The sequence below is a fragment of the Bacillus sp. SRB_8 genome (assembly GCF_003264205.1).
Classification (GTDB): Bacteria; Bacillota; Bacilli; order Bacillales; family Bacillaceae_G; genus Bacillus_A; species Bacillus_A mycoides.
Genome location: NZ_NADT01000018.1, coordinates 1,018,190 through 1,030,047, shown reverse-complemented (window position 1 = coordinate 1,030,047; position 11,858 = coordinate 1,018,190). Strand labels below are relative to the sequence as shown.

Here is an 11,858-nt window from a genome sequence, read left to right as displayed (position 1 = left end):
TATTTACTTTTATAACTATAAACGGTTCCAAAAACGACTCAACCATCGAGCTCCGATAGAATATCGAGTCTCGATGGCTGCTTAGTCTTTTTAATACTGTCTACTTGACAGGGATAAGACCAAGGAATCGACTTTTTTATTTATACTTAATGAACTAACGCATGCGTTAGTTCATTAAGTAAGAGGTTTGAAAAATAGCCTGTATATATTTGAACGATGAATAACTTACCTATTTTCTTGTGTTTGTTTGCACCATATACAGAAAATCAGGGAAAATATAACATATTATTTATCTGTTTGTTTTTGCTTTTTTTTCAAATACTCCGCACGCAATTTTTCAAGTTGCTGCTTTTTATCAAATTTGGCAGGCGTCTGTTTTTCATGAAACTTTGCCACAGCTACCTGACTTTTGTAATCCAATTGATATTTTCCCACTTTGTTCACCTACTTTTCTTGTCTTTAAAGAGAATCTATTCAACCAATATAATATACCTTATTTTACTGAAGTAAACCTTATTAATTTTTTACTTATATCTATCTTAATCCAAATATTACCTTATTAAACTAACCTGCCCGTTAGCTTAAGGCAGATTTTATCTAAATAATGCGGGGTGAACCAAAATGGAGAAAAAACGAGGACAGCATTATGTCTGGACATATTATCTAACCTCATGGACTGATGATTTGGAAAATTCATTTCGGAATTCTTCACCTAGTATGCGTAACTCCTCAACCAACGTGTTGTTGTTTGTAGACGTAAATTAAAACACCCTTTCATGCAGTACTATGAAAGGGTGTTTTAATTTTATTCATTCTCTTAAGTTGATGGCTAAGGCCCCAGAAGGACACTATTTATTCTTTCCCATCTAAAAGGCGACCAAGTCCGCCTAAAACGCTGCCTTCACCGCTGTTTTGAGCTGCTGGGCTTGTAAGGCGTGCTGCTAAGCGGCTAAGTGTTAAGGACTGAATCCAAACCGTTCCAGGACCTTCTAGCGTTGCGAAGAATAAACCTTCGCCGCCAAATAGAGCTGTTTTTACTTTTCCAACGAATTGAACATCGTAGTTAACATCTTTCGTCATTGCAACGAGACAACCTGTATCAATGCGAAGTTTCTCGCCAGGTTTCAATTCACGCTTATATACAGTTCCGCCTGCATGCATGAAAGCTAGACCATCACCTTCAAGTTTCTGCATGATGAAACCTTCACCACCGAAGAAACCAGTTCCTATTTTTTTAGTAAACTCAATTCCGATAGAAACACCTTTTGCGGCACAAAGAAATGCATCTTTTTGGCAGACTACTTTTCCTTGATATTCTGTTAAATCAACAGGAATAATTTTTCCAGGATAAGGAGCGGCGAATGATACGTGTCGTTTGCCATGACCTGTATTTGTAAATACAGTCATAAACATACTTTCACCTGTAACGAGACGTTTACCTGCGCCCATTAATTTACCGAATAGACCACTAGATGGTCCAGAACCATCACCGAAAATCGTTTCCATTTCGATATGATCTTCCATCATCATCATTGCGCCAGCCTCTGCGACAACGCTTTCTTCTGGATCCAATTCAATTTCAACAAACTGCATATCATCGCCATATAATTTATACTCGATTTCATGTGCTTGCATTTTTTCACCTCATCATATGTAGTAATTATATTGTACAGAAATCAAAGGAATTAGAATACTGTAGTTTTATTAATTTTTGAATAAAAATAGAATGAAAATTTAAGGTTATACTAGAATTATAAAAAACGATGGGACGAAAGTGGTCTCATTTGACGTTTTTGATATAGCATGATATAGTGAAAACACTATTGAGCTACATAATGTGGTACGGAAATAAAGCACGTTGTATTAAAGGCTGTAAGCTTGTTATACATTCATGTCCTTTATATCCACCTTTTCATGTGGATTCATAGTTTCATTTTTATTTAGGAGGTACATGACATGCAAACAGGTAAAGTTAAATGGTTTAACGGCGAAAAAGGTTTTGGCTTCATCGAAGTTGAAGGCGGAGAAGACGTATTCGTACATTTCTCAGCTATTCAAGGCGACGGCTTCAAAACTTTAGAAGAAGGTCAAGAAGTTTCTTTCGAAATCGTTGATGGAAACCGCGGACCACAAGCAGCTAACGTTACAAAAAACTAATTAGCTAGCGAAAAAAAGCATTCCGAATTTCGGAATGCTTTTTTTATGCTTTAGAACCAGACTCATCTGAAGATAATTCACCTTTAAAGGTGCGTTCTTCAAAGTCATCAAGCAATTGTTCATATTCTTCATGTTCTTCTGTTGCGAAAACTTGTGGGTTTTTTCCATACATATCTGTTCCAATAAAGTTTTCGAAATCCTCTACATACCCAACATTTTCTTCACTATTTACGTACATGCCATTATAGTTTTTTGAATCCTGTCTTTCTAAATCGGATGGTGTTTCTGATGTTCCGTAATTTGCGACGTCTTGCCAAGCATCTTCAGCATCGTACTCTACAGAATGATCTTCGTCGTGCTTATGAAACGAAGGATCTAGCACCTCTTCTTCAACTGGGCGCGTCTGCATATCTAATTTATTTGTAGTGTGCTGAATACACGTTGTAGCAGTTGGCATTGCTTCTAATCTTTCAAATGGAATTTCCTCACCAGACACTTCGCAAATTCCGTACGTACCAACTTCAATTTTTTGCAGAGCATGTTTCGTATCTTCTAACTGTTTATGCCAAAATTCGATGAGTCCGAAATCTTTCTCACGTTCGTACAATTCTGTAGCCATATCACCTGGATGGTTGTCATAGCTAGACAATTCTCCTACTGAATCACGTTCAGATGCACGGTTTTCATCTTCATGAGTTTGTATCGTTTGTTCAACTTCTTGCTGTTGTTTTTCTAGAATAGATTTAAATTGATTTATTTGTTGTGGAGTTAACATAGTCGTCCACCTTCCTACAATTCAGTTTCTTTACATAGTATGGGCGTTGAGAGTAGGAATTATGAGATGAATTTCAGTCGGGAAGTCGGTATATGAAAAAAGGAGCCGCATAAGCAGCTCCTTTCTATAGGAAGTATCCAAGCAATAATCCGATTCCCATTAGGAGACCGAAAATTGTATTTGTTTTTGCTGTTGAAATCATCGCAGGTACCATTTCCATTGGAATGCTTTTGCCGATAAAGCCTTTCGTCGCTTTAAATGCTTTCGGTACACTTAAGAATACGATAAGCATCCATGGTGATACGATGTTAACGATGATTAAAGCGATTGTCCAAATGTAGGCAACGATAAACATAGAAGCAAGTACACCAACGGCTCTTTCGCGTCCGACGAGAATTGCTAACGTTTTACGACCATTTTCTTTATCACCATCTAAATCACGAATATTGTTAGATAGTAAAATTGCACCAATTAAAATGGAGCTTGGAATAGATAATAAAATCACTTCTGATGTTACTGCCCCTGTTTGGATAAAGAATGAAATACCAATAATAATGACACCCATAAATAATCCTGCTGTTAGCTCTCCAAATGGTGTGTACGCAATTGGAATGGGGCCACCAGTGTAAAGGTAAGCAACGGCCATACAAACAAGACCGATTGCAGCAAGCCACCAGCTAGAGTTCATACAAATATAAACACCTAATAGCGTTGCGATGCCTAAAAATCCGAATGCTAAGTTAAGCACGGTTTTTGGTTTAATGCCATCGCGGACGATAGCACCTCCGATTCCAACTGAACCTTCATGATCGAGTCCTCTTTTATAATCAAAGTATTCATTAAACATGTTCGTTGCTGCTTGAATGAGAAGGCAAGCAAGAAGCATCATAAAGAAAAGAGGAAGATGTATTTGATTTATACCTCCGACCTGCATTGCAAAAGCTGTTCCGATGAAAACAGGAACGAAAGCTGCTGTTAATGTATGGGGACGTAATAAACTCCACCAAATTCGCCAGCCTGTTTGTTTACTTGGCTTTGGCGCCGTAGGAGAGGAATTCGTTTCGACGTTCATTTCCATGTTGAATCCTCCTTGGTCACATATTGTACACAATTAAGTGTAGAAAAAGCATCATTTAGTGTCAACGTTTATTTTCTAGGAAGAGAAGGTGAATTTCTCAGAAATGCTAAACGTTGACAGGCCTTTCCTTTGAGGTGTATCTTAAAATCAAGCGTAATTATGACTATTTTTCGCCCATAGGGGGGAGACAATTGTGATTCAAACGAAACGAAAAGGCTTACAAGAAGTTCTTGTTACAGCTATTAAGCGTACGACTGATGAAAAAACATTAGTTAGTTTTGTAAAACAAATAGATTGGGTGGATCCACTTCTGTTTTATGCAGCAGGAAAAAGGATCGCATTCGAAAATAGATGTTATTTTGCAGACCCAGCTCAGCATGTAATATTTGCTGGAATTGGCTCTGTTTTCACTATAGCAAATTCTTCTCACAAACGCTTTCAAACTGCTCGTGACGAGTGGGATCAAGTAAAAGAGAAAGCATTCGTACAAAGAGAAGGATACGAATTTGGAACAGGTCCTCTTTTATTTGGTGGATTTTCATTTGACCAAGAAAAAGAAAAAACGAATCTTTGGAAAGAATTTGATGATACCACATTTTCACTACCAGCATTTTTATTAACTGTAAAAAATGAAAAGGCGTGGTTAACGATTAATCAGTTCGTTTCAGCTGAAGATTGTGCAGAAACTCTTTATAACGAAATTATTTCTGTAGAAGAGAGAATTTTACAAGAGAGTAAATGTGCACTAGTAGGATCAAAATTAACAGTTACTTCTAAAGTAGAAGTTGATCCGAGTGGCTGGATGAACGCGATTGGAAAAGTGCAAGATGAAATGAAGCAAGGGAACGTGCAGAAGGTTGTATTAGCAAGGGAGCTAAAATTAACGATGGATCAGCATATTGATTCCGTTCTTGTTTTAGAAGCGCTTCGCATTGGGCAACCGGATTGTTACGTATTTTCTTTTGATTATAAAGGAGCATGCTTCTTAGGGGCGACACCTGAGCGATTGATTCGAAAAGAAGGCGAGAAGTTCACATCGATGTGCCTTGCTGGTTCAATTGGTCATGGCAATTCTATAGAAGAAAGTAAACAAAATGGTGAGACGCTTCTTCATGATGAAAAGAATTTGGCTGAACACGGTTATGTAGTTAACATGATTCGAGGTGTGCTAAGTGAGCATTGCGAATCTGTTAATATTCCGGAGAGCCCAGGCTTATTAACGACGAAAAATTTAATCCATTTATATACGCCAGTAGAAGCAAAAGGTGATGCAAGTCTTTTAACGATGGTAGAAGAATTACATCCAACACCAGCTCTTGGTGGTACACCTCGTCATGAGGCGTTGAAATTAATTCGTGATGTAGAGCTTTTAGATAGAGGATTATATGGTGCACCAATTGGCTTTATAGATGATGAAGGAAATGGTGAATTTGCGGTTGCACTTCGCTGCGGATTATTAAATGGCGAGAAGGCATCCTTGTTTGCCGGCTGTGGTATCGTAATTGATTCAGTAGCGCAGCTTGAATATGAAGAAACAAGTTTGAAGTTTAGACCGATGCTTGGTGCTTTGGAGGAATTAATGAAATGAACAATCATATAGAAGCATTATCATATTATTTAGGCGCGTTCGTGGACGAACTGACGCGTCTAAATGTATGTGATGTTGTCATTAGTCCTGGCTCACGGTCAACGCCGATTGCCTTACTAATGGAACAACATGAAGGAATGAAAACATATTTACATGTAGACGAAAGATCAGCAGGATTTTTTGCGCTCGGTATTGCGAAAGCAAAAAAACGTCCTGTTGCGCTATTATGTACGTCAGGGACGGCAGCAGCGAACTATTATCCAGCTGTATGTGAAGCGTTTCATTCACGAGTGCCGCTTATCGTATTAACAGCGGATAGACCGCATGAATTAAGAGATGTGGGTGCACCACAGGCGATGAATCAATTTAATTTATACGGTACTTTTGTGAAGCAATTTACAGAGATGGCACTTCCTGAAGCGAGTGAAGCAATGTATCATTACGCTCGAATGACAACGCAGCGTACGATAGCAAGCGCACTTCTAGCGCCGCAAGGACCTGTTCATCTTAATTTTCCAGTTCGCGAGCCGCTTATACCGGATTTCTCATTAGAAAGTTTATGGGATAAAGGGCGTGGTGAATATACAGGAGTAGTTCAGCAAGGGAACGTGACGATGCCGAGTGAATATGTAGATTCTCTTGTAGGGCGCCTTTCACATATGGAAAAGGGGCTTATTATTTGTGGAGACGGCAGTCATCCAGAAATAACAGAAGTTGTTATGAAGGTAGCTGAGAAAACAGGGTATCCAATTTTAGCAGATCCACTTTCTAACCTCCGTAGTGGTAATCATGATAAAACGATGGTTATAGATTGTTACGATACATTTTTACGAAATGAATTGTTAAAAGAAACGTGGAAGCCGAATGTTTTAATTCGTTTCGGAGGAATGCCTGTCTCTAAAGCATTAACGCAGTTCATCAAAAAACAAACGAAAGCTGTTCATATCGTTGTCGATGAATCTGGACAATGGAGAGATCCAGCTCTAGTTGCGACAGAAGTTGTACAAGCTAGTGACAGTGAATTTTGCAGAGCATTACTAGATAAAATGCCAGTTATGAAAAAGAATGATTGGTTCGGAATGTGGAAACATATAAACGAGAAAACGAGAGAAACGCTTCGTGAGATGGAAACATATGAAACGGCGTTTGAAGGAAAAGTAATTACGGATATTGTACGTGTATTACCAGAAGGGGCAACGTTATTTGCGAGTAATAGTATGCCAATTCGCGATACCGATTCATTTTTCTTCACATCGAATAAAAACATTCAAGTAATGGCGAACCGCGGTGTAAATGGTATTGATGGAATCATTTCAACAGCTTTAGGAGCGAGTATTATTTGTGATCCGCTCGTATTAGTAATCGGTGATTTATCATTTTATCACGATTTAAACGGACTATTAGCCGCGAAACTACATGAGTTAAATATAACGATTGTTGTTGTAAATAATGATGGTGGAGGTATTTTCTCATTCTTACCACAATACGAGAAAAAGGAACATTTCGAATCATTATTTGGAACACCAATTGGGCTTGATTATGAACATGTTGTCAAAATGTATGGTGGTTCATTTAGCCGTGTAAATGGTTGGGAAAACTTCCGAGAAGAAGTACAAACTGGAACGAAAACGAATGGATTACACGTTGTGGAAATTTGTACGAATCGCGAAGAAAACTTGAAATTACATCGTGAACTATGGGCAAAAACAATGGACGTTATTACTACATCTTTGCAAGGTGAATCAAAATGAAAGTAACATTGCAAGGTGTATCGTATGAATATGAAGTAGCCGGAAGCGGGGAACCACTTCTACTTCTTCATGGTTTTACGGGAAGCATGGAAACGTGGGGTTCCTTTATTCCTTCTTGGAGCGAGCAGTTTCAAGTCATTCTAGTAGACATTGTTGGACACGGGAAAACGGAAAGTCCTGAAGATGTGACGCATTATGATATTCAAAATGTGGCACTGCAAATGAAAGAACTACTGGATCATCTTCATATTGAAAATGCGCACATACTTGGCTATTCAATGGGTGGTAGACTTGCGATTACGATGGCATGCTTATATCCAGAATATGTGCGTTCGCTTCTTTTAGAAAACTGTACAGCTGGACTTGATAGTGCAAAGGAGCGAAAAGAACGCAAGGAAAAAGATGAACGACTTGCCGATAAAATTGAGCAAGAAGGCATCCGAAGTTTTGTATCGATGTGGGAAAATATTCCGCTATTTGAAACGCAAAAACGTTTAGTGAAAAACGTAAAAGAAGCGGTGCGAAAAGAACGACTTGCTAATAATCCAAAAGGACTTGCAAATAGTCTTCGCGGCATGGGAACAGGGGCTCAGCCTTCATGGTGGAACGAATTGCAAAACCTAAAAATGCCTGTCCTTTTAATGAATGGAGAAAGCGATGAAAAGTTCTTTCGCCTATTAAAAAACATCGAAAAATGCATCCCTCATGCGAAATTTGTCAAAATTGATGGGGCTGGCCATGCAATTCATGTGGAACAACCGGAAAAGTTTGATACAATAGTAAAGGGATTTCTAAAAACTATGCAGTGATACTTTTTTCAGCAAGAAGGAAGTTGCACTTATAGCGGAGATCAGAAATATAAAAGGAGGTAATAGTAATGACTATTGAATGGGTAAAAGAAGGCAATTACGAAGATATTATTTATTCAACATACAATGGCATCGCAAAGATTTCGATTAACCGCCCTGAAGTACATAATGCATTCCGTCCTAAAACGGTAATGGAGTTAATCAATGCTTTTGCACACGCTCGTGATGATGCAAATGTTGGCGTTATCATTTTAACAGGTGAAGGTGGACGTGCATTCTGTTCTGGCGGCGACCAAAAAGTTCGCGGTCATGGTGGCTATGTAGGTGACGACCAAATCCCACGTTTAAACGTATTAGACTTACAACGTCTAATTCGCGCAATCCCTAAACCGGTTATCGCAATGGTAGCAGGTTATGCAATCGGTGGTGGACACGTACTTCATATCGTATGTGACTTAACAATCGCTGCAGACAACGCTGTATTCGGACAAACAGGTCCTAAAGTAGGAAGCTTTGACGGTGGATACGGAGCTGGTTATTTAGCTCGTATGGTAGGCCATAAGAAAGCTCGTGAAATTTGGTACCTATGCCGTCAATATAGTGCACAAGAAGCACTTGATATGGGCTTAGTAAACACAGTAGTACCATTAGAAGAACTTGAAGCAGAAACAGTACAATGGTCACAAGAAATTTTAGCAAACAGCCCAATGGCACTTCGTTTCCTAAAAGCTGCATTCAACGCAGACACAGACGGTTTAGCTGGTATTCAACAACTAGCTGGAGACGCAACGTTATTGTACTACACAACTGACGAAGCAAAAGAAGGCCGCGACGCGTTCAAAGAAAAACGCACTCCGGACTTCGGTCAATTCCCTCGTTTCCCGTGATCAAAAGCGGAAGCGGCTCGCTTAGAATGTGAGGGGGATGGAGCTTCTGACAAAGAGGCGCTTTTTGCCTCGTAGGAAGCAGCTCGCACACAATGTGAGACGCAACCAAAAGATCACACCGGAAACAAAACAACTAAGAGACTTGATGTCATATCAGGTCTCTTTCTTTCATGAAAGGAGAATGAGTGATGGAGACGATGCCGAATTGGTTAATGCAACGTGCATTTTTAACACCTGATCGCACTGCAATTGAAATTGAAGAGGAGAAGGTTACTTTCGTGCAGCTGCATGAAAAAGTAGTATCTGTTTGTGAACACCTCACGCATGTAGGAGTGAAGCGGGCGCAAAAGGTGGCTGTTCTGATGAAAAATGGTATGGAGATGATTACAGTTATTCACGCCCTATCTTACATAGGTGCAGTAGCTGTGCTTTTAAATACGCGTCTTTCAAGAGAAGAGCTACTTTGGCAAATGGATGATGCGGAAGTTGTTTGTTTAGTGACGGATCAAGAGTTTGAGACGGAAAATGTTCCAGTATGTTCATTTGCTGAAGTGATGCAAGGACCGAAGGCGGAAGCATTTATACAAGAAGAATTCTCTTTAGAAGAAGCGATGACAATTATTTATACGTCAGGGACGACAGGGAAACCGAAAGGCGTTGTTTTAACGTACGGTAACCACTGGGCAAGTGCAGTTGGTTCTTCGCTTAATTTAGGGCTTCGTGATGATGATTGTTGGTTAGCTTGTATGCCAATGTTCCACGTTGGCGGGTTATCTCTTTTAATGAAAAATATTATGTACGGTATGCGCATTTTACTCGTTCCAAAATATGATGCTAATTTTATTCATAAAGCACTTCAAACGAGAGGCGTTACGATTATTTCTGTCGTTTCTAAAATGCTAACAGATTTATTAGAACGACTTGGCGAAGGTACATATCCATCTTCTTTACGATGCATGTTACTTGGGGGAGGACCAGCACCGAAGCCGTTATTAGAAACATGTGTGGAAAAAGGAATTCCTGTGTATCAAACGTACGGTATGACAGAAACATCATCGCAAATTTGTACGTTAACAGCAGATTACATGTTAACGAAAGTAGGATCAGCCGGAAAACCACTATTTCAGTGTCAGCTTCGTATTGAAAAAGACGGCGTAGTTGTGCCGCCCCGTGCTGAAGGAGAAATTGTAGTAAAAGGACCGAACGTAACAGGTGGCTACTTTAACCGTGAAGATGCGACGCATGAGGCGATCAGAAATGGATGGCTTCATACTGGTGACCTCGGTTATTTAGATGAGGAAGGATTTTTATACGTATTAGATCGACGCAGTGATTTAATTATTTCTGGCGGAGAAAACATATATCCAGCTCAAATTGAAGAAGTATTGCTCTCTCATCCGGCGGTAGCAGAAGCGGGTGTTGTCGGTATGGCTGACGAAAGTTGGGGACAAGTACCAGCTGCTTTTGTTGTAAAAAGTGGAGAGGTAACAGAAGAAGAAATTCTTCGTTTTTGCGAAGAGAAATTAGCGAAATATAAAGTGCCGAAGAAAGCATGTTTCTTAGAGGAATTACCACGAAATGCTTCGAAGAAATTGTTAAGACGAGAGTTAAGACAATTAGTGGAGGAGATGTAGGTGGAAATAAAAAAAGCGACACTTTATATAACGGAAATGCCGCTCATTATCCCGTTTGCGGCAAGTTACGGGACTTATGAAAAGCGTGAAAGTATCGTCATTGAATTAGAAGATACAGATGGATACATTGGTTTTGGTGAAGTCGTTGCATTTTCTGAACCGTGGTATACGGAAGAAACGGTGAAGACAGCGCTGCATGTACTTCAGGATTTTTTATTACCAGATTTATTGAAAGCTGAAATTTCTCATCCGAATGAAGTACCGTCTTTGTTCAAACATATAAAGAGAAACCGAATGGCAAAGGCCGGAATTGAAGGTGCTGTCTGGGATTTATATGCGAAGCGTCAAAAGCAGTCGTTAGCGATATTGCTTGGCGGAAATAGGTCTGAAATTGAAGTCGGCGTTGTGATTGGGATCAATACAATTCCAGTTATGCTAAAACAAATCGAGGAGTACGCGGAAGAAGGATACGAGCGCTTTAAAGTGAAAATAAAGCCAGAACATGATTACGAATTACTGAAAGAAATTCGCAAAGAGTTTCCGAACATCCCGTTAATGGCTGATGCAAATTCAGCTTATACATTAGCGGATACGGAGAAGTTGAAACGACTAGATGAATTTAGGCTTATGATGATTGAACAACCGTTAGCGGATTACGATTTTCTGGATCATGCACAACTGCAAAAGAAAATTGAAACACCGATTTGTTTAGATGAAAGCATCCATAGTTTAGAAGACGCACGTGTTGCGATTACGCTTGGCAGTTGCCGCGTCGTTAATATTAAACCAGGGCGAGTGGGCGGATTAACAGAGTCCGTTCAAATCCATAATTATTGTATGGAGCATAACATACCAGTTTGGTGCGGTGGCATGGTAGAAATGGGGATTTCACGAGCTCAAAATGTTGCACTCGCCTCTTTGCCAAACTTTACGATTCCTGGAGATATATCTGCTTCTAGTAGACATTGGGAGAGGGATATTATTTCACCGGAAGTGATGCTTGAAGGCGGAAAAGTAAGGGTACCGCAAAGTATTGAACGTGAGTATGAAGTAGATCGAGGCAGGTTGGAAGAAATAACAAAGCAGCGGATTATTTTTGAGCGATGAATGGGAGCTTTTATTAGTACTGACTACCTGCAAATAGCGGGATGATTTTGTCGTTAATTGTCGGTAAGTCGA

11 protein-coding genes are annotated in these 11,858 nt (G+C 39.6%); 7 read left to right on the top strand and 4 right to left on the bottom strand.

The genetic code is table 11. The features are described 5' to 3' along the window. Positions 1 to 285 precede the first annotated feature (285 nt). Both B5P40_RS32795 and B5P40_RS15580 read right to left on the bottom strand, forming a co-directional pair. Positions 286 to 435, bottom strand: a complete 150-nt coding sequence (locus B5P40_RS32795) for a hypothetical protein (protein WP_000521653.1) — start codon at positions 433 to 435, stop codon at positions 286 to 288. A gap of 417 nt (positions 436 to 852) precedes the next feature. Then, entirely contained in the window at positions 853 to 1,635 is a 783-nt protein-coding gene (locus tag B5P40_RS15580) for a TIGR00266 family protein (RefSeq protein ID WP_002191043.1), read from the bottom strand. 321 nt (positions 1,636 to 1,956) lie between these two features. On the opposite strand from B5P40_RS15580, the gene cspD reads away from it, so the two are divergent. Beyond that, complete coding sequence (gene cspD / locus B5P40_RS15575; RefSeq protein WP_001193051.1) at positions 1,957 to 2,157, top strand: cold-shock protein CspD; 201 nt, start codon at positions 1,957 to 1,959, stop codon at positions 2,155 to 2,157. A gap of 43 nt (positions 2,158 to 2,200) precedes the next feature. Here cspD and B5P40_RS15570 read toward each other — a convergent pair whose 3' ends face one another. After that, positions 2,201 to 2,932, bottom strand: coding sequence for a yteA family sporulation protein (locus B5P40_RS15570; RefSeq protein ID WP_113709401.1), 732 nt, complete (start codon positions 2,930 to 2,932; stop codon positions 2,201 to 2,203). A gap of 124 nt (positions 2,933 to 3,056) precedes the next feature. Next, complete coding sequence (locus tag B5P40_RS15565) at positions 3,057 to 4,010, bottom strand: 1,4-dihydroxy-2-naphthoate polyprenyltransferase (RefSeq protein WP_002015811.1); 954 nt, start codon at positions 4,008 to 4,010, stop codon at positions 3,057 to 3,059. A gap of 193 nt (positions 4,011 to 4,203) precedes the next feature. On the opposite strand from B5P40_RS15565, the gene B5P40_RS15560 reads away from it, so the two are divergent. The 6 genes from B5P40_RS15560 (at position 4,204) to menC (ending at position 11,786) form a co-directional block, all read left to right on the top strand. Then, the gene (locus B5P40_RS15560; protein WP_113709400.1) at positions 4,204 to 5,598 is read left to right on the top strand and encodes an isochorismate synthase; all 1,395 of its coding nucleotides are present in this window, start codon (positions 4,204 to 4,206) and stop codon (positions 5,596 to 5,598) included. Continuing rightward, positions 5,595 to 7,349 (top strand): 2-succinyl-5-enolpyruvyl-6-hydroxy-3-cyclohexene-1-carboxylic-acid synthase, encoded by a 1,755-nt coding sequence (menD, locus tag B5P40_RS15555; RefSeq protein ID WP_113709399.1) that lies wholly within the window; start codon positions 5,595 to 5,597, stop codon positions 7,347 to 7,349. The genes B5P40_RS15560 and menD overlap by 4 nt, the downstream gene beginning before the upstream one ends. Further along, positions 7,346 to 8,158, top strand: coding sequence for a 2-succinyl-6-hydroxy-2,4-cyclohexadiene-1-carboxylate synthase (gene menH, locus B5P40_RS15550; protein ID WP_113709398.1), 813 nt, complete (start codon positions 7,346 to 7,348; stop codon positions 8,156 to 8,158). The genes menD and menH overlap by 4 nt, the downstream gene beginning before the upstream one ends. A gap of 68 nt (positions 8,159 to 8,226) precedes the next feature. Continuing rightward, entirely contained in the window at positions 8,227 to 9,045 is an 819-nt protein-coding gene (gene menB, locus B5P40_RS15545; protein WP_002089233.1) for a 1,4-dihydroxy-2-naphthoyl-CoA synthase, read from the top strand. Positions 9,046 to 9,233: 188 nt separating this feature from the next. Next, on the top strand, positions 9,234 to 10,679 hold the full coding sequence (locus B5P40_RS15540; protein ID WP_063226033.1) for an o-succinylbenzoate--CoA ligase: 1,446 nt from the start codon (positions 9,234 to 9,236) through the stop codon (positions 10,677 to 10,679). Continuing rightward, entirely contained in the window at positions 10,680 to 11,786 is a 1,107-nt protein-coding gene (gene menC / locus B5P40_RS15535; protein WP_113709397.1) for an o-succinylbenzoate synthase, read from the top strand. Positions 11,787 to 11,858: the final 72 nt, after the last annotated feature.